Origin of the sequence: Paenibacillus sp. D9, assembly GCF_001188365.1 — a bacterium.
Taxonomy (GTDB): Bacteria; Bacillota; Bacilli; order Paenibacillales; family Paenibacillaceae; genus Paenibacillus_O; species Paenibacillus_O humicus.
In genome coordinates this window covers 3,836,762-3,855,955 of record NZ_JZEJ01000001.1, presented here as the reverse complement: position 1 = coordinate 3,855,955, position 19,194 = coordinate 3,836,762, and the positions used below count along the sequence as shown (strand labels likewise).

11 protein-coding genes, 1 tRNA gene and 2 rRNA genes (1 of these 14 running past the window's edge) are annotated in these 19,194 nt (G+C 58.3%); all 14 read right to left on the bottom strand.

Annotated elements, in window-relative coordinates; genetic code table 11:
• Positions 1-76 precede the first annotated feature (76 nt).
• A complete protein-coding gene (locus tag VE23_RS17315) occupies positions 77-6,184 on the bottom strand; it encodes an alpha-amylase family glycosyl hydrolase (RefSeq protein ID WP_049868657.1) in 6,108 nt (2,035 codons plus the stop codon).
• 238 nt (positions 6,185-6,422) lie between these two features.
• Positions 6,423-7,493 carry a hypothetical protein gene (locus VE23_RS17310; RefSeq protein WP_049868656.1) on the bottom strand — a complete coding sequence of 357 codons (1,071 nt, stop codon included), beginning with the start codon at positions 7,491-7,493 and terminating at the stop codon, positions 6,423-6,425.
• A 187-nt stretch (positions 7,494-7,680) separates the two neighbouring features.
• A complete protein-coding gene (locus tag VE23_RS17305; protein ID WP_048745939.1) occupies positions 7,681-7,836 on the bottom strand; it encodes a small acid-soluble spore protein P in 156 nt (51 codons plus the stop codon).
• Between the two features lie 28 nt (positions 7,837-7,864).
• A complete protein-coding gene (locus VE23_RS27105) occupies positions 7,865-8,038 on the bottom strand; it encodes a hypothetical protein (RefSeq protein WP_021879957.1) in 174 nt (57 codons plus the stop codon).
• 18 nt (positions 8,039-8,056) lie between these two features.
• Positions 8,057-8,404 carry a hypothetical protein gene (locus VE23_RS17300; protein ID WP_021879958.1) on the bottom strand — a complete coding sequence of 116 codons (348 nt, stop codon included), beginning with the start codon at positions 8,402-8,404 and terminating at the stop codon, positions 8,057-8,059.
• Positions 8,405-8,596: 192 nt separating this feature from the next.
• Positions 8,597-8,685, bottom strand: a tRNA-Ser gene (locus VE23_RS17295).
• A 113-nt stretch (positions 8,686-8,798) separates the two neighbouring features.
• Positions 8,799-10,082, bottom strand: a complete 1,284-nt coding sequence (gene serS, locus VE23_RS17290; RefSeq protein ID WP_048745940.1) for a serine--tRNA ligase — start codon at positions 10,080-10,082, stop codon at positions 8,799-8,801.
• A 76-nt stretch (positions 10,083-10,158) separates the two neighbouring features.
• Positions 10,159-10,749, bottom strand: a complete 591-nt coding sequence (gene pdxT / locus VE23_RS17285; RefSeq protein ID WP_021879960.1) for a pyridoxal 5'-phosphate synthase glutaminase subunit PdxT — start codon at positions 10,747-10,749, stop codon at positions 10,159-10,161.
• 36 nt (positions 10,750-10,785) lie between these two features.
• Entirely contained in the window at positions 10,786-11,670 is an 885-nt protein-coding gene (gene pdxS / locus VE23_RS17280) for a pyridoxal 5'-phosphate synthase lyase subunit PdxS (protein ID WP_200801164.1), read from the bottom strand.
• Positions 11,671-11,911: 241 nt separating this feature from the next.
• Positions 11,912-13,237 (bottom strand): D-alanyl-D-alanine carboxypeptidase family protein, encoded by a 1,326-nt coding sequence (locus VE23_RS17275; RefSeq protein WP_232312970.1) that lies wholly within the window; start codon positions 13,235-13,237, stop codon positions 11,912-11,914.
• A 147-nt stretch (positions 13,238-13,384) separates the two neighbouring features.
• Positions 13,385-14,842: an IMP dehydrogenase gene (gene guaB, locus VE23_RS17270; RefSeq protein WP_048745941.1), complete on the bottom strand. Its 1,458-nt coding sequence runs from the start codon at positions 14,840-14,842 to the stop codon at positions 13,385-13,387.
• Between the two features lie 178 nt (positions 14,843-15,020).
• Positions 15,021-16,325 (bottom strand): putative glycoside hydrolase, encoded by a 1,305-nt coding sequence (locus tag VE23_RS17265; protein ID WP_232316984.1) that lies wholly within the window; start codon positions 16,323-16,325, stop codon positions 15,021-15,023.
• A 172-nt stretch (positions 16,326-16,497) separates the two neighbouring features.
• Positions 16,498-16,614: ribosomal RNA gene (rrf, locus tag VE23_RS17260) — 5S ribosomal RNA — on the bottom strand.
• Between the two features lie 173 nt (positions 16,615-16,787).
• Positions 16,788-19,194, bottom strand: a 23S ribosomal RNA gene (locus VE23_RS17255); it runs 522 nt beyond the window's last position.

The window sequence follows — 19,194 nt, the reverse complement described above, 5'->3', positions numbered from 1 at the left end:
TGCGGAACCTGCCGGCCGCTGGATGGAATGAATGGCAAAGAGGCTTGGGATGATCCCCAAGCCTCTTTTTTTGATCTTATCGGCTCAGCAAGCGGTAGAGCGCCGCCGCGCTTTCCGCGCGGGTCAGCTGATCGCCCGGAGCGAAGGAGCCGTTGTCCCGTCCTCCGAGCAGTCCAAGGCCTGCGGCTGCAAGGACATCCTTCGCTGCCCAGCCGCTGATGGCGGACTCGTCCTTGAAGGATGGAACGGACGGATTCGACGGCACAGCCGTCAGAATGCCTTCTTTGATTCCGTATGCATAAGCGCGCATCAGCATGACGGCCATTTCCTCGCGGGTAACGGACGCTCCCGGAGCGAAGGCATCACGGCCCCTGCCGCCGATGATGCCGGCGTCATAGGCGGCGCTGATGGAATCCGCGTACCAGGCGTTCTCGCCTACATCCGCGAAAGGCTTGGCGCTGCCCGGCTTCAGCTCCAGGATTCGGGCGAGCATGGAAGCGAATTCCGCGCGGGTGACGGCCTTGTTCGGAGCGAACTGCTGCTCCGAGACGCCGTTCACGAGCTCGCGGGCCGCCAGGAACTGGACGGCGGCTGCCGACCAATGTCCGGCAGGGAGATCGGCGAATTCGCGGCCGGCATGCAGCAGCGCATAAGCGGAGCTGCCGTCGGCCGGAACGGTCCAGCTGCCGTCGGCGCCGTTCCACGTTCCGCGGACATAGGTCCCGGTTCCGGTTCCGTCGATCCGGTATACGTTGGCCGTCTTCCCGTCCGCCGCGGAAGCCGCTTTGAAGCTCAGCTTCATTCCCTTTGCGGATACCGCCTGCTCGGAATCTCCGTTCTGGACGAGCAGTCTGGCCTTAATGGCAGAGCCGATCGCCGCGAGGCTGCCGAATCGGCCTTGCTTCTTGAGCCCGGCCAGAAGAGCGTCCGCCTCTGTGCCGGAGACTTCATCCAAACGGAGGACAAGGCTGCCCTTGCCTTCCGCAGCCGCTGCGGCCAACAGCTCCTGCGGCAGCACGATCGTGGTTGTGCCCTTATGGATCCGCAGCACGGAGCCTGCGGCCAGACCGGCGGCTTCTCTAGGGATCAGCACCGTCTGGACGGCCTCGCCCAGCGTCACGTTCACTTCGCCGCCTGTATCCGGCTTGAGGTCGGCAGCCAAGATCGAGAAGGTCTGCCCGACCGGCGTTGGAGACGGAGAAGCGCTGGGAGCAGCAGTCGGTGCCGGCGTCGAAGGCGGGCTGCTCGGGCTTGGCGTCGCACTCGGCGACTCGCTCGGCGTCGCACTTGGCGCCTCGCTCGGCTTCGCGCTTGGCGTCGCTTCGCCCGAAGAGCGGTCAATGACGACATTGATCGTCTTGGTTGCTTGGCTTGCCCGCCCTTTATCCGTGTAGAACGGCAGGTTCAGAGTCTCTTGAGTCGGTTCGATATGGAGCACGAACTTGTTCTCTCCGGGCATCAGAGGAATGTTCTTCAGGTACACATTGCCTTGTGCATCCATAGCTCCGTCCGCGATCGGCTGGTTGTTGATCGTGAAGGCTACGCCGTACGGAACGTTGGCGCTAAGCGTCCAATGGTTCTCATCCGTGGAGTAGCGAATGTCCTCCCCGTAGGAAATGCGCGGCTGCAGAACCATCAACGGCATGTCCACCCAGCGGAGGACGTAGTCGTCGACGACCATTCGGTTGCCGCCCTGATTGGAAATTTGAAGCTGCATATTCGTATCGGTGGAGCTGTAGGCCCAGTTCCCCGGATCCGTCGTATCCCCGGCAAGATGCTTGTGGCTGGTGAGAGCTTCCTTGTCCCAGTCGCCGCGGGCGTATTTGTACTGGATCGACTTGCCGGCCATCATCTTGAACGTATATTCCACCACGCTGCGGTTCGTCGCGCCGCTCGGCACGTTCAGCTTCGTCGACGTCACGTTCCAGCCGTTGAAATCGCCGGCGATGGTGATGTCATCCGTGCTTGGCGTATAATCCGGCAGATGGAGACGGAGCGTCACATCCACCATGACCAGCTTCGGCGTCACGCTCTGCTCTTCCGAGAAGCTGCGGTTGTACGCCATGTCATAGGCCGCGACCTTGTAGCGATAGGTCGTATCGTTGCTCACCGTAAAGTCGGTATAGCTGCGCTTGCCGCCCGTAACCGAGGCGATCCGGACGAAGGAGCCATCCGCTCCGGCAGCTCGGTAGATTTCGAAGCCATAGACGGAGTCATCTTCGCTCGTCCAGTTCAGCACCGCCCGGCTGGATTCCACCGTAATGGCGGCGAGCGCCGGAGGTGCCGGCGCATCCGTGTCCTCATTCGGGAACACCGTGACATGCGACAGCCCCGTGGATTCCGTCCAGGTCTCTCCGTTATCGGCAGAGAAGGCGGCGTAATAATGGTACACGCCCGCTTGCAGCGGCTCGAAGGAAGCCGCGTACACCTTGTCCCCGTCGGCTCCGTCCGCCTTGAACTTCAGCGGCTTGGAAGCCGCCTCGGCCTTGGCCGAGCCGTCCGGGAAATACATCAGCTTGCCGATGAGACCGGCCGGCTGCAGGCCGTCTCCCCGGTCCGTCAGGCCGGGAGCCTTCACGGATACGGTCAGCTCGCCCGTCGTCCGGCCTACGCCGAGATAGACGTCCGCAGCGACGGTCGATACGGCCGACACTTCCGTGATGGGATAGGCCGGGGTCGCCGACACGGTTGGGCCCGGCAAGCCTTCGGAAGCGCCTTGGAAGGCAGCAACGCTGTAATAGTACTTCGTTCCATTGGTTACGGCCGTATCGGTGAATGCCGCTTCCGTGCTCGTGCCGGCCAGCTCCAGCTTGCCGCCGTCGATCAGCGAACGGTAGACGCGGTAGCCCTCGGCGCCGTCAACGGCATTCCAGGAAAGCTCGACGCTGCCATTGCCCGCCTTGGCCAGCAGGCCGCCGACTTCCGCGACAGGCGACAGAGCGCCTTCGGAAATCATCATGACGCCGGAGAGAGCCGGCAGCGTGTATTCCAGCTTGCCTCCGGTTACGACGGCGCTGATGCCGCTGCCCAGGCCGTCGACAAGCGTCAGGCCGTCCGGCAGGTAGCCCGTCACGTCGGCCGTGATCTTCTGCGCGGCATCCCCGCGGTTGATGGAGACGAGCGCGGCCTTCGTGTCGTTCTTGCGGGCGTAAGCGATGGCGTCGCCGGTAGCGTAGACCGCCTTCAGATCGCCCGTTCTCAGCACCGCCTCCGACTCGCGGAGCTTGGCCGCCTTTTGATAGGAGTCCAGCAGTCCGGCATAAGAGCCGGTTGCCGAATAGCTTTTGCCGTCAGGACCTTCGCTCTCCACGACCCGCTCCCACGGGAACGTACGGCGGGAATCCGGATCCTTCGTGCCGGTCACTCCGACCTCGTCGCCGTAATAGATCGTCGGCGCGCCCGGATAGCCCATCTGGAACAGAGCGACCAGCGCCTGCTGCTTGAGCGCCTTGTCGTCCGCATCCTTGGCGATGACCAGATGCTCCTCCTCGTAGTTCGGGAACATCAGCTTCGTGATGGAACGCGTCGTATCATGGGAATCCACCAGGTTGAGCATCGCCTGCCATGCCTGCTCCGGGTAATCCTCGCGGATGGACTCAAGCGTATCGTTGAAGGTTTTGGCATCGCCGCCGATGAGGAACGCCTGCAGCGCGCCGCGGAAGCGATAGTTCATGACGGAGTCGAATTGGTCTCCGAGCAGGTAATGAGTCGCCACGCCCCACTCCTCGCCCAAAATGATCGGATCCTCGATATCGTTGCCGCCTGCGTCCTTGAGGCCCGCCGTCGACTTGACGGCTTCGCGGAACTTCTGCCAGGTTCCGGTCGATACGTCCGGAGCGACGTCCAGCCGCCAGCCGCCGGAGCCCATCCAAGGCCAGCGCTGCGAGACGACGTTCTGCATGGCCGCTTCGGCATCCTCGGCGGATTTGCCGCTCAAGTCGTGGCCGATGACCGCTTCGCGGTAGCCGATATTGTTCCATTCATGCTGCTCCTCGGAGGAGCCGATCGCGTCCGCGTCGCCAGGCTGCGGCGTCTTGGCATCCATCGCCGGCAGGGAATCGTAGCCCCACCAGGCGTCGTATTTGTAATGCGTGCTCGTGCTGTCCTTGTCCGCCACCTTCACGTTCTCGACCGTGAACCAGTCGATGAAGCCGAAGTCGGCCGGGTATTCGTAGTTCTTGCCCGTCGCGGGGTTCATCTTGCCCGTGAAGAAAGCACGGGCCTGCTGCTCGGCTGCCGCCTTGTCGAGGCTCTCTCCTTTATCCTTTGCCGCGTTTTGCAAGTCGTAGACCTTCGCCCAATACTCGTAAGCGCCGATCTCCGGATATTTGCCGTAGCGGTCGAAATAAATGCTGTCGTCGCCGACGTGGTTGAACACGCCGTCCGTGATGAGATGCATGCCCCTGGCCTTGACGGCCTTGGAGAAGTCGATGAACACCTTGTCCGACGCCTTGCGCGTCTCCTCATAGTTGAGGCCTGAGGCCGGATCGCCAGGCTTGTTGTACACCGGCTCGCCGAACATCGGGTCCAGATGCTTGTAGTCGGTGGCATCGTATTTGTGGTTGGACGCCGCCCATGCGACGGGGTTGAGGTAGATCGCCGTCACGCCGAGAGACTGCAGGTAATCCAGCTTCATCCCGATGCCCTGGATATCCCCGCCGTAGAATTCGTTGGTCCAGGTGCCGTCCGAAGTCGCGTTCGGGTAATACGGCTTGTTCTCCGGCTTCACGCGGTCCGGATTTTCCGGCACGTCGCTCCACTGTCCCGCGACTTGTCCGGGAGCAGGGTCGTTCGCTACTCCGCCGTCAAAGTATTGCAAAGGCAGCGGCTTGATCGGAGCGTCCTTGTCGACCCGATTCTCGTTCCGATCCCCGCGGTAGCCGTCCACCAGCTTGGCGCGGTTGTTGTCCGGATTCCCGTCGAAGAAGCGGTCCGGGAAGATCTGGTACACGACGGCGTTCTTCATCCAGTCCGGAGTTTTGTAATCGGCTTTGTATACCGTCAGATCGAATGGTACGGCGCCGTCCTCCGCGGCCATGCCCGTCCCGCCGCGGCTGGACGTGCCGTTCTTGTCGTCGCCGAGCTCCAGCTTGGCCGAGCCGTCGATGAGGATGAATTTATAGCCCCAGATGCCGATTCCGGTGAAGACGGACTTCGGAATGATCGCTTCCCAGTAGTCCTTGCCGTCCACGGTCGTCACCTTGCGCATTTCGTGCGTCGATGCGAGGCCCTCTGCATTCGTCAGCTCCACCCGCGCCATCTGCACGTCGTCCTTGGCAGCGGCCACGCGGAGCGTGAGGTCCGCGCCGTTCTCGGCGATGGCGCCGAACGGCTTCTTGAAGGTGAGCGAGCGGCTGTCGAACTGGATGGCGTCCTTGTTGATCTTGCCGTTCGAACCGCCGCCGGCAAGGAATGTGTCGGCCTTCAGCTTTTGATCTCCTTTGTAGTCGATGCTGAAGATGGCGTACAGATCGTCGCCTCCGACAATATTCAGATTGCCGCCGTTTGGACCTGTCGCGCCGTAGTTCTCCTCCCAGCTCGGGCCAAAGGCAACCTTGGCCTCATACCGGCCTTCCGGCAGCTGGACTTGGAGCTTGTACACGCTGCCGTCCAGGTTGTAGTCGAGGAACCGGTATGTCGCGCCGGCCGGATCCCAATCCGCGGGATCGCCGAGCTTCTTCTGCATGGTTCCGACCAGACGAGGCCATTTCATATCATCCAGGGATGGAACGTATTGGGCCAGGCCGTGCACCCCAGGCACCGAGATACGGGCTTGTCCGATTTCGTCGTTGACGAAGAAGGTGACCGATTCCGCTTGGTCCAGCTTAAGCTTGAAGTTGTTCCCGTTGTCGCCGAAGCCGTCCCAGGTGCCGTTCTTGGTCAGCTTGAACTCGTAATCGCCGGCAGCGAGCGCCGCCGTATAGGCGTACAAGCCGCCCGTCAGATGCTTGAACTTCCAATTGGCGTCGGCATTGTTCCAGTCGTTCACAGTACCGGCGACATACCAGCTGGACGTGCCGCCCGGCTGATCCTGATAGATGCTGGATGATGCAGGAGGAACAGACACCTCGCTGTTAGCGCTTACAATCGAGGCCTGTCCAATGCCGGCCAACAGTTGCAGAACAAGCAGGCAGGCCATGACGGCCCCTATGCTCCGGTTGCGGATGATCCGCTGCCATTTCATCTTGTTTCCCCCCAGATTAGAATAGGGCCTAAATAAGGCCAAAGGATAACGATAGTGCAAACGTTTGCGCATGTTTCTATTATTTAGCATATCATTCCTGTTTTTCCTCTGTCAATGAAAAAAGTAATCGCTTCCATTTTTATTCCAGACGATTTCTCTTTTCGATTTTTTTCATAAAAAAACCGCCTCGGGCCGAGGCGGTTCCAGGGTCGATTAAAGCAAGGCTTCAGACCTGTTTTTATTTGCTGGCGGCCGATCCTTGCAGCGCCGCTTCAAGCTGCTCGACCGGAATCGCATCTGTCGGAATGGCGCCCGTAAAGGCAGCCTTCTCGCCGACTTTGCTGTATGATGTCGTGAAATGCATGACGAGCTTGAGCGGACCGGATTTGCCCCCGGCATACTCGATGTTGGCGTCGACGCTTTCGTAGGCCATTTTGCCGTCCTTGACCGCTCCGAGCACCTTGACCTCGCTGAGCTTCAGCTGTTCCTTCAGCTTCTTGGACAGCTCCGATTGCGGATCTTGCAGCTGTTTCTTGCTGTCTTCCGCTTCCGCCTTGTCCATGCCGAGCGCCTTCAGGTACTGCTCGTTGCCGAGCACCACGTCAAGCACGGCAGGAATCGCCTTCTGCGCCGCAGTCGCCTTCGCATCCTCGGCATTGGAGGAATCGATCAGGAACTGGGAGACGGAGTCCGGCTCCAGGCCTTCAGGAAGACCCTGCACGTCTTTCGCTTTCAAGCTCTTGAAGTAGGTCTTCTCTTCAAAAGGCTTGATGAAAGCAGCTCCGGCTTCCAGCATAAGCTTCTGCTGCACCGCAGGATCCAGCGCCGCGGCTTGCTCGCCCTGCTCCTCGGCCAGCTTGTCCGTGTCGATGACGACATACTTGTCCGCCAGCTGCGCGGTCGCAGGCAGGGCCGGTATCGACGGAACCTTCACATACAGCTTGCTGCCGGTCATGATGATCGGCAGCGTCAGATTCATCTGAGGATTGCCGGGAAGCGCCAGCTGGACGTTGGCGTCCGTGCGCATCGGATCCTTCTGGTAGACGCCGTCCATCGTTATGTTCATTCCCTTCAGCAGGCTGGCGGCTTCGCCGGTTGCTGCGCCTGCAGCCTGACCGGAAGGGAGCTGAAGATCGTCAAAATTAACAGTCGAATGGAAAGCGTAAGAGGAAGCCGCTGCGATGCTCGCAAGGGCGGATTCGAGCTCTGCCTTCGGAGATGGGGATTTGCTGCATCCGGCGGCCGCTACAAGCGCCGCAGCGGACAGGACTGCGAGCGTTTGCTTCCAGGGCCGGTTTTTCGCGTTCAATGTATTTCCTCCTTTGAAATCCTGCGTGAAATCTACTCTTTGTATTCTACCATTGTCGATGGGAATTGAATAAGGGGGAGAACAAGTAATCAAAAAATTATTCGATTCGAGTAATGATTTGCATATCAAAAAAACCGCTCCCGCACTACGGGAACGGCCTCGATCCCACCCGCTTTTTCCTTCCGGCTTAACTGCCCTCGGGATTGTGATGGTCGACATGATTGCGGTTTTTGACCGTCTTGCTGCCCGACATCGGCTGCTGCGGCTGTCCGTGGTCCCGGTCGCGGGATGCCTTGCGGTCTTCATCCGGATTGGGAACCGGAATGCTGTCCGGCTTGCTCATCGGCTTCTCCTCCTTTTGCTGTCTAAGGTCAGGTCAATTGATGATCCAGATCGGTCTCGTCGCCATGGTTCAGATTGTCCTGATGCCTGCGGTCCTCCGATTGGCGCTGCAGCTGGTTGGCGTTATGCGCGTTCACCGGCTCCATTTCGAGATCCTTGGCCACATTCTGCAGGTTTTTATCCGGTCCTTTTTGCTTCGTCAAGCCCCATTCCCCCTTTGCTCAGACTTTGGTCAAGCGATGCAGCGCCTGGGCGCATTCATGCAAATGCCGGATATAGTCGGCTACCTGCTCCTGTACGAGCTCCTTGCGCTCGTCGATCGTCTGCTTGTCCTGATCGACATCGATCAGCGTCACTTGAACTTCCCGGCTGTCCACATAGGTAACCTTGAAGTCGTACGAGTACATCTGATGCCCGGCGCCGAAGATCGTGACCCGCAGCGATCGCGGATCCTCTTCATCGGCATGGACTTCGCAGCGGTCGGTCTCATTCATCGTTGTCGGGAGCGTTTCATTCCAGGCCTCGACCAAGCGGGACTGGTCCAGCTGAAGCATATCGGGATTGCTCATTGGCCTTCCACCTCCATCCCGTAGGTTGCATCGAAATCAGGTTTTCTATGCCTCGATACGGCCTAATACGGCGGATGACGAAGATGCTTGCAAAATGTTTCCTGACGGCTGAACGACAATCGGCTCCTGCTGCAGCAAAAATAAAAAAGCCCGGACATTCCTGTCCGGGCTTGAGCTTTAGTTGAAATGAATTGGCGGAGAGAGTGGGATTCGAACCCACGTGGGCTTGCACCCTAACGGTTTTCAAGACCGCCCCGTTATGACCGCTTCGGTATCTCTCCATCGTTCAATACCTGAGCATTGTACCATAGCCGTTTCCCTCTAGGCAACCGATTCAAGGCAAAAAAAGCGCCATTCCTTCCAGGAATGGCGCTCCAAGCATGAAGAGAGTCAATCAACCGCGCGGACCGATAACCTCAATGCCGCCCATGTAAGGACGAAGCACCTCAGGCACGAGGATCGTTCCGTCGGCTTGCTGATAATTCTCCAGGACTGCGGCGACCGTACGGCCTACCGCAAGACCGGAGCCGTTCAGCGTGTGCACGAACTCCGGCTTGCTCTTGGCGTCGCGCTTGAAGCGGATGCCGGCACGGCGCGCCTGGAAATCCTCGCAGTTGGAGCAGGAGGAGATTTCGCGGTACGTATTGGCGCTTGGAAGCCAAACTTCGAGATCGTAGGTCTTCGCGGCCGAGAAGCCCATGTCGCCGGTGCAGAGCTGCAGCACGCGGTAGGGAAGGCCCAGCAGCTGCAGCACGCGCTCGGCGTTCTGCGTCATGGACTCGAGCTCGTCATAGGATTCCTCGGGCTTGGCCAGCTTCACGAGCTCCACCTTGTTGAACTGATGCTGGCGAATCAGGCCGCGCGTGTCCCGTCCTGCCGCTCCGGCTTCGGAACGGAAGCAGGCGCTGAAGGCGACAAAACGCTTCGGAAGGTCATCCGCGGCAAGGATTTCTTCCCGGTGCAGGTTCGTTACCGAAACCTCCGCCGTCGGAATCAGATAGTACTCGCTGTCCTTGATTTTGAACAAATCTTCTTCGAACTTAGGCAGCTGTCCGGTTCCGACCAGGCTGTCGCGGTTCACGATCTGCGGAGGCAGCACCTCGGAGTAGCCGTGCTGGTCGCTGTGCAGATCCATCATGAAGTTGAGGAGAGCACGCTCCAGGCGGGCGCCCAGACCCGTGTAGAAGACGAACCGGGAGCCGGTGACCTTGGCCGCACGCTCGAAGTCGAGAAGGCCGAGTCCTTCAGCCAGATCCCAGTGGGCCTTCGGCTCGAACTCATACGTGCGGGGCTCGCCATGACGGCGGATTTCCACGTTGTCTTCCTCGCCGCCGCCGACGGGCACGCTATCATTCGGCATGTTCGGAATCGCGAGCAGAAGAGCCTCAAGCTCCTCGTCCAGCACGCGCAGCTCTTCGTCGAGCTCCTTGATGCGGTCGCCGACCTCGCGCATCTCCACGATGAGGGCTTCGGCGTCGCCGCCGTTTTTCTTCAGCTTGGCTACTTCCTGAGACACCGTGTTGCGGCGGTTCTTCAGCGTTTCGCCTTCCTGCAATATTCCGCGGCGCTTCGCGTCCAGCTCCGGGAAGGAGGAGATGAGGTCCAGCGGTTTCTTGCGGTCGGTCAGCGCTTTGGCTACCCGGTCATATTCATTTCTAAGCAGTCGTACGTCAAGCACGGTCGGGGCACCCCTCTCTGATTCTTGAAAAACAGACATCAGGGCGGACGTTATAACGTCCACCCTGACGGATTGATTATCGCTTCACCTGCGCCGCTTCTTGAACCATGTTCGCGAAGTAGGCGTGCAGGCTGTAATCATCGGTAAGCTCCGGATGGAACGATGCCGCCAGCAGCGTTCCTTCGCGGGCAGCGACTATCTCGCCGTTATGCGTCGAGAGGACCTCGACGCCGCTGCCTACCTCGCCGATCAATGGAGCGCGGATGAACACGGCTCGCACCGGATTGTCGATGCCTTGGATGGCGAGCTCCGTCTCGAAGCTTTCGCGCTGGCGGCCGAATGCGTTGCGTACGACAGTCATGTCCATCAAGCCGAGATGAGGCTCCTCGCCCCCTTGGATCGTCTTGGCCAAGACGATAAGCCCTGCGCACGTTCCGAACAGCGGCTTGCCCGCTTCATGGAACTTGCGCAGCGCGTCGATGAAGCCGTACTTGCGCATCAGCTTGCCGATGGTCGTGCTCTCGCCGCCAGGGATGACAAGCCCGTCCAGCTGCTCCAGATCTTCGACTCGCTTGACCGCGACCGCTTCCGCGCCGGCAGCCTGGAGACTGCGAATGTGCTCTGCTACGGCGCCCTGCAGCGCCAGTACACCGATCTTCTGGGTCATTTCGCTAAGGCCTTCTTTCTTTCTGCCGCCAGCCGCTTACCAGCCCCGGTCGGACATGCGCTCATGCGGCGCCAGCTTGGAGATCTCGATGCCTTTCATCGCGCCGCCGAGGTTTTTGGATACTTCGGCGATCAGCTTGTAGTCCGTATAGTGAGTCGTCGCTTCCACGATGGCGCGGGCGAATTTCTCCGGGTTGTCGGACTTGAAGATGCCGGAGCCGACGAATACGCCGTCAGCGCCCAGATGCATCATCAGAGCCGCATCGGATGGCGTAGCCACGCCGCCTGCAGCGAAGTTGACGACCGGAAGCTTGCCCGTCTCGTGCACATCGAGCAGCAGCTCGTAGTTGACGCCCAGGTTTTTGGCTTCCGCATACAGCTCGTCCTTGGACAGGCCTTTGATCTTGCGGATCTGGCCCGTGATCAGGCGCATGTGGCGAACGGCTTCAACAATGTTGCCCGTTCCCGGCTCGCCCTTGGTACGCATCATCGATGCGCCTTCCTGGATGCGGCGCAGAGCCTCGCCCAGATCCTTGGCTCCGCATACGAACGGAACCGTGAATTCGCGCTTGTCGATATGGAACACTTCGTCGGCCGGCGTGAGCACTTCGCTCTCGTCGATATAGTCGGCGCCGAGCGCTTCCAGCACGCGCGCTTCCACATAATGGCCGATGCGGGCTTTGGCCATGACCGGGATGGAAACGACCTTCATCACCTCTTCGAGGACAGTCGGGTCCGCCATGCGGGCTACGCCGCCTGCGGCGCGGATATCCGAAGGCACGCGCTCAAGGGCCATGACTGCCGTAGCGCCTGCCGCTTCGGCGATCTTGGCCTGCTCCGCGTTCATGACGTCCATGATGACGCCGCCTTTTTGCATTTCCGCCATACCTCGTTTAACTCGCGATGTTCCTGTTTCCAACATGGTCTGAAAGCCTCCTATAGTCTGTTCGCCCAAGACGGGGCGATGACAACTTTTCCGAGTTGATTATCCCAAATTCTATCATGTACGCCAAGCGGCGACAACTCATGCATGAAACTATTGCAGGAAAGCCTCAGGTGTTATTGCCCGTTCCCGGCGGATTCCTCCCGCGGTCAGCGAGACCCGTATGACCGCGCTCCGCGCAGTTCGGCTGAGCATGCTTATCCCGCTATAACCGTTCGTATTAGAACAAATCGACGATGCCCTTGAACAGCCCGGAGAAAAATCCTCCGATGCCGCGCAGCATCAGCTTGAACCAGCCTGCCTTCTCCACGCCTTCCGCGGCGATGAGATTGATCTCTTTCGTAACCGCTGTGCCGGTGTCGGCATCCGTATACTTATACGTAACCGTTCCGATCTTCTGTCCCTGTGCGACCGGAGCGACAAGCTCGCCCGTCTTGGGGATCGACGTGGCAATGATCTTCGGCTCGACTGCCGCGCCTTTCTTCACCATAAGCGTGAAGTCGGATTCCGTCACCAGGCCGACGGTTTTCGCTTTGCCTTTTGTTATTGTAGCCTCCGCGGCGGATTCTACTACGGTTTTCGGCTGAACGATCGTTTTGCGCTCCAGGTTGCTGAAAGCCCAGTCGTACAGCTTGCGCGTCTCGAGGAAACGGGCGCCTTTGGTCTTGGTATGGTACACGACGCTGATCAGGCGGGTGTCTCCGCGCTTGACCGTTCCCGTGAAGCAGTAACCCGCTGCGCTGAGATAGCCGGTCTTCATGCCGTCCACGCCGTCATAGACATACTGCTTGAAGTTGGTGTTTCCTTTGTTGCCTTCAAGCATCCAATCGTTGTTGATCATCGGCTTGGCGTCCCGTTCCCGGAACTTGACGGAAGGAATCTTGGAGTAGTCCAGGAATTCCGGAGTTTCCTTCAATATGATCATGGCGAGCTTGGCCATATCCTTGGCTGCGATGACGGTCGTATCGAGAAGACCTGTCGCGCTCGTGAACTGAGCCGTCTTGAGGCCGAGCTCCTGAGCCTTGGCATTCATCTCGGTGACGAAGCCGGCCTCGGATCCTCCTAGGAAGGAAGCCAGCGCGACAGTCGCATCATTGGCCGACGCGACCGACATAGCGGTGTACAGTTCCTTGACCGTATGGGTATCGCCTTCCGCCAAATAGATCTGGGATCCGTCCTTCGGCGTGCTTGCCGCTTCCTTGCTGACCGATATTTCCTGATCCCACTTAAGCTTGCCGCTTTTGACGGCGTTGAGGACCATATATTCCGTCATCATCTTGGTCATGCTTGCCGGAGGCAGAGGCTTGTCAATGTTATAGGAATAGAGGACTTGTCCCGTGTCGGCATCGATCAGGATGGCCGCATCGGCAGCCAGGCCAAGCGGATTGTCTTTGCTGACTGCCGGGGCGTTGCTGCTGCTCGTATTGGGTGCCGCGGATGCCGCGGGAGTAATAGCCGGAGCGATATAAGAGCCTGCAATGAGAGTAGCCGCCACGATGGCGGAGACAACCGGCTTCACGAGAGCCGGAGCGAATCTTGCTTTCAATTTGTTCTCTCCTTCACCATGGATTAATCAGGTTTTATTGTACCATACCGTTAACGAGGCGGGGGATGTTTTTGCTTTATCCGACATGCAAAAAGAGCAGTCCGCGCGCGGCGCGGACTGCTTCTTAGAAAAATCTAATCCTTGTTCCTAGAGCGAATAGTTCGGGGCTTCCTTCGTGATCTGCACGTCATGCGGATGGCTCTCGCGAAGACCTGCGCCCGTAATGCGGATGAACGAGGTATCGTTCTTGAGCGCTTCTATGGTCGCCGTTCCGCAATAGCCCATTCCTGCTCGCAAGCCGCCGATCAGCTGGTGGACCGTATCGGCCAGCGGCCCTTTGTAAGGCAAGCGGCCTTCGATGCCTTCCGGCACGAGCTTGTTCTCGTTCTCCTGGAAGTAGCGGTCCTTGCTGCCTTCCTTCATCGCGCCGAGGGAGCCCATGCCGCGATAAACCTTGAAGCGGCGGCCCTGGTAGATCTCCGATTCGCCCGGGCTTTCTTCCGTGCCGGCGAAAAGGCTGCCGATCATGATCGCGCTGGCGCCGGCTGCGATCGCTTTGGTGATGTCGCCGGAATACTTGATTCCGCCGTCGGCGATGACCGGCACATTGTACTCGCGTGCCGCCGTGGCGCAGTCATAGATCGCCGTTACCTGCGGCACGCCGATGCCGGCGATGACGCGTGTCGTACAGATGGAGCCGGGGCCGATGCCGACTTTGACGACCGAGGCTCCAGCTTCGATCAGGTCTCTCGTCGCTTCGGCCGTGGCGACGTTGCCCGCGATGATCGTCAGCTCGGGGTAAATGCTCCGCAAATTGCGGACGGCTTCGATGATATTAATATGATGCCCGTGCGCGGAGTCCACGACCAGGACGTCGATGCCTGCTTCGACGAGCGCCGCAGCGCGCTCTTCCGTGTCCTTGGAGATGCCGACGGCAGCTCCGCATAAGAGCCTGCCCTGCTTGTCCTTGGCTGCGTTCGGGAATTGAATCGCCTTTTCGATATCTTTGATCGTGATGAGGCCTTTAAGCGTATTCGTCTCGTCTACGAGCGGCAGCTTCTCGATCTTATGCTTCTGAAGCAAGACTTCCGCTTCTTGCAGCGTCGTTCCCACAGGAGCCGTTACCAGCTCTTCGTGGGTCATCACTTCTTTGATTTTCATGGAGTAATCATGTACGAAACGAAGGTCGCGGTTCGTCAAAATGCCGACCAGCTTGCCCTCTTCGTTGACAATCGGCACGCCGGAAATGCGGTATTTGCCCATCAGCTCTTCCGCGTCGTACACATGATGCTCGGGAGTCAGGGAGAACGGGTTCGTGATGACGCCGCTCTCGGAGCGCTTGACGCGGTCGACCTCTTCCGCCTGCTGGGCGATCGTCATGTTCTTGTGAATGATGCCGATGCCGCCTTCTCTCGCCAGCGCGATCGCCAAGGCAGCCTCCGTTACGGTATCCATGCCCGCGCTGATCAGCGGGATGTTCAGCTTGACGCTGTCGCTCAGCTGGGTACCGACCTGGACTGCGCGCGGCAGCACCTCCGAGCGGCGGGGTACAAGCAGCACATCGTCGAACGTGAGGCCTTCTTTAGCGAATTTCGATTCCCACACGAATGATTTCCTCCTATTTGTTATGGCTTGCCGAAATATATTATTGACCATCTTAGCAGAGGGGTATAGGGCTGTCAACCTAGCGGAATCTTGCTTTCATAGTCATTTTCAGAGGCGCTTCCACCTCTTGCCAGACCTTGTGTCTCTTGGATGTATGCCTGCAGTCGGCAGATGCCGATCATCCTTGGTGTTCATCGGTCAAAGGATAGATGCAGCGCGGACTCCAGAGCAGATATTGATCGACCCCTGCTTCGCGGGCGGCCCGAATCTGCTCCCGGATTTCCTTCTCTCCGTAGGCAAGGTGGGGATGCAGCCATGTCGCCGTAAAGCTTTGCAGCCAAGGCCTGATCTGAGCCGGCTTGATTCCGCTCTGGATCAGATAGCGGTTGCGGGCAGCCGCGTCGCTCATCGATTTTCGGATGACAGCGGATGGATTGAGATCGGGCTGTGGAATTCCATACATGCCCGCCGAGTAATGCGAAGGATAGACCATCGGCGAAATGGCATCCACGCTCGAAGCTACCGAACGCCACGTCTGGCCAATCCCCATATCATCCGAAGAGGATGTAACCAGGCCGAATACATCCGCGGATATCGGCTTTCCATGCAGCTTATCCCTCGCACGGCCGAGGAATTGCCCGATCGCTTCCGATTTGTTTGTCCCGTGCGAGCCATAATCAATGACTGCCTCTGCCCGCTTTCCATTGGCGGGGAAGCGGACGTAGTCGAATTGAATCTCGTCAAATCCCAGCTCGGCGGCTTCCTGGGCGATCGCAATATTATAATTCCATACCTCGCTTCGATAAGGATTGATCCAGGCCTTCCCCTTGGAATCCCTCCATACCTTGCCGCTCTGCTCATGCAGTGCCCAATCCGGTACACGGCTGGCCAGCCAGGCATCCTTGAAAACGACCAGCCTTCCGATCACGTAGAGCCCTTCGGCATGGAGCTCGTCGATCAATTGCGTAGGCTGAGCCATGAGAGGCCTGCGATCGGCTCCAATTCGATGAGCCAGCCGCACTTTCGAAGGATAAGTCAGCAAGCCGTAATCATCTTTGACATCGATGACCATGGCATTGATTTCTGTCCGCTTCGCCAGATCGCGAAGCCTTCCCATCGCCTTCGGGCTTCCTGCCGCGTAGCCGGATACGTAGATGCCTCTGACGGGTTCGGCAACAGGCCCTTTGGCCGAATCCGCCCTTTGACCGATTCCGGTCGGCTCCTTCGCACCAGCTGCCGCGGCTGTGCTGCTGACTTTGAAAGGTTCCTTAAGCGTCTTTAAAGTATTTTCAGCAACGGAATGGGCGTGATCAATCTGCTTTTGGAGATTATCCGGGTGTTTCTCGATACCGGTGTTCCAACCTTCGGAAGCCGTCAGCATATGCGCTCCGGGTGCAATTCCATTTCCTTCGGGGATGGCAAGCCCCAGCATCATGATTCCGGCGAACGCCAATGCGACTCGAATGCTTCGATTCCCCTTCATCTGCTTCACCTCCAATGACCGATTTGGTGATGATTAGTATGAGCGGATTGAAGGGAAATAATCGGGCAAAGACGGTTTGTCCGAAATGCGCCTCTGTCCAACACACATGCGCTTATTCTGAATAGAAAAAAAGCCTGACCGGCGATTGCTCGCAGATCAGGCTTCTCTCTGTGCTTGGCGACGTCCTACTCTCCCAGGACCCTGCGGTCCAAGTACCATCGGCGCTGGAAGGCTTAACGGTCGTGTTCGGGATGGGTACGCGTGGTTCCCTTCCGCCATCGCCACCAAACGTTACGCTTGTTCAAGACGTGGCTTGCGCCTTGAAAACTGGATCGAATCAATATGCTGGATGCTGAGTCCATTCGTGCTTCTTACATGGCTAACGAATCGTACTGAGATTCATCTCGCCATGTCTCGCCAACGTTCATCGTCTTGCGACGATATCCCGTTAGGCTTGATCCATAGGATAAGCCCTCGACCGATTAGTATTCGTCAGCTGCACGCATTGCTGCGCTTCCACCCCGAACCTATCAACCTGGTCGTCTACCAGGGGTCTTACATACTGGGAAATCTCATCTTGAGGGGGGCTTCGCGCTTAGATGCTTTCAGCGCTTATCCCGTCCGTACGTAGCTACCCAGCGGTGCTCCTGGCGGAACAACTGGTACACCAGCGGTACGTCCATCCCGGTCCTCTCGTACTAAGGACAGCTCCTCTCAAATTTCCTGCGCCCACGACAGATAGGGACCGAACTGTCTCACGACGTTCTGAACCCAGCTCGCGTACCGCTTTAATGGGCGAACAGCCCAACCCTTGGGACCTACTTCAGCCCCAGGATGCGATGAGCCGACATCGAGGTGCCAAACCTCCCCGTCGATGTGGACTCTTGGGGGAGATAAGCCTGTTATCCCCAGGGTAGCTTTTATCCGTTGAGCGATGGCCCTTCCATTCGGTACCACCGGATCACTAAGCCCGACTTTCGTCCCTGCTCGACTTGTAGGTCTCGCAGTCAAGCTCCCTTATGCCTTTGCACGCTGCGAATGATTTCCAACCATTCTGAGGGAACCTTTGGGCGCCTCCGTTACATTTTAGGAGGCGACCGCCCCAGTCAAACTGCCCGCCTGACACGGTCCCTGTACCGGATCACGGTACCAGGTTAGAACTCCGATACGATCAGGGTGGTATCCCAACGGTGCCTCCACCGAAGCTGGCGCTCCGGCTTCCCAGGCTCCCACCTATCCTGTACAGATCGTACCAAAGTCCAATATCAAGCTGCAGTAAAGCTCCATGGGGTCTTTCCGTCTTGTCGCGGGTAACCTGCATCTTCACAGGTATTAAAATTTCACCGGATCTCTCGTTGAGACAGCGCCCAAGTCGTTACGCCATTCGTGCGGGTCAGAATTTACCTGACAAGGAATTTCGCTACCTTAGGACCGTTATAGTTACGGCCGCCGTTTACTGGGGCTTCGGTTCACAGCTTCGGGTTGCCCCTAACCGCTCCCCTTAACCTTCCAGCACCGGGCAGGCGTCAGCCCGTATACTTCGCCTTACGGCTTCGCACAGACCTGTGTTTTTGCTAAACAGTCGCTTGGGCCTTTTCACTGCGGCCCCCTCGGGCTATTCACCCTACCGAGGCACCCCTTCTCCCGAAGTTACGGGGTCATGTTGCCGAGTTCCTTAACGAGAGTTACTCCGCGCGCCTTAGCATGCTCTGCTCGCCTACCTGTGTCGGTTTGCGGTACGGGCACCTTCGCCTGGCTAGAAGCTTTTCTTGGCAGCTGGAGATCATGACCTTCGGTACTATAAGTTTCCCTCCCCATCACAGCCCAGCCTTACGGTTTGCGGATTTGCCAACAAACCAGCCTCACTGCTTGGACGGACACATCCATCGGTCCGCGTCACTACCCTTCTGCGTCACTCCATTGCTCATAACGGCTTACGGTGGTACAGGAATATCAACCTGTTGTCCTTCGACTACGCCTTTCGGCCTCGCCTTAGGTCCCGACTTACCCTGAGCGGACGAACCTTCCTCAGGAACCCTTAGGCTTACGGCGGATCAGATTCTCACTGATCTTTTCGTTACTCATACCGGCATTCTCACTTGTGTACTGTCCACCAGTCCTTACGGTCTGACTTCAACCTATACACAACGCTCCCCTACCCAAGTACCTATTGGTACATGCCATAGCTTCGGTGGTGTGTTTAGCCCCGTTACATTTTCGGCGCAGAGTCACTCGACCAGTGAGCTATTACGCACTCTTTAAATGGTGGCTGCTTCTAAGCCAACATCCTGGTTGTCTGGGCAACTCCACATCCTTTCCCACTTAACACACACTTGGGGACCTTAGCTGATGATCTGGGCTGTTTCCCTCTTGACGATGGATCTTAGCACTCACCGTCTGACTCCCGGTTATACATGACTGGCATTCGGAGTTTGACTGGACTTGGTAACCCTTGGCGGGCCCCGCACCCAATCAGTGCTCTACCTCCAGCATGCTCAACACCGAGGCTAGCCCTAAAGCTATTTCGGGGAGAACCAGCTATTTCCGAGTTCGATTGGAATTTCTCCGCTACCCCCACCTCATCCCCGAATTTTTCAACATTCGTGGGTTCGGGCCTCCAGTGCGTGTTACCGCACCTTCACCCTGGACAGGGGTAGATCACACGGTTTCGGGTCTACATCCACGTACTATGGCGCCCTATTCAGACTCGCTTTCGCTGCGGCTCCGTCTTCCCGACTTAACCTTGCACGTGAACGTAACTCGCCGGTTCATTCTACAAAAGGCACGCCATCACCCATATAGAGGGCTCTGACTTTTTGTAAGCGCACGGTTTCAGGTTCTATTTCACTCCGCTCCCGCGGTGCTTTTC

What these genes read in the sequence shown, in the direction of transcription:
- VE23_RS17315 (WP_049868657.1), bottom strand. Translation starts at nt 6,184, where the DNA reads ATGAAATGGCAGCGGATCATCCGCAACCGGAGCATAGGGGCCGTCATG.
- VE23_RS17305 (WP_048745939.1), bottom strand. Translation starts at nt 7,836, where the DNA reads ATGAGCAAGCCGGACAGCATTCCGGTTCCCAATCCGGATGAAGACCGC.
- VE23_RS17300 (WP_021879958.1), bottom strand. Translation starts at nt 8,404, where the DNA reads ATGAGCAATCCCGATATGCTTCAGCTGGACCAGTCCCGCTTGGTCGAG.
- pdxT (WP_021879960.1), bottom strand. Translation starts at nt 10,749, where the DNA reads ATGACCCAGAAGATCGGTGTACTGGCGCTGCAGGGCGCCGTAGCAGAG.
- pdxS (WP_200801164.1), bottom strand. Translation starts at nt 11,670, where the DNA reads ATGTTGGAAACAGGAACATCGCGAGTTAAACGAGGTATGGCGGAAATG.
- VE23_RS17265 (WP_232316984.1), bottom strand. Translation starts at nt 16,325, where the DNA reads ATGAAGGGGAATCGAAGCATTCGAGTCGCATTGGCGTTCGCCGGAATC.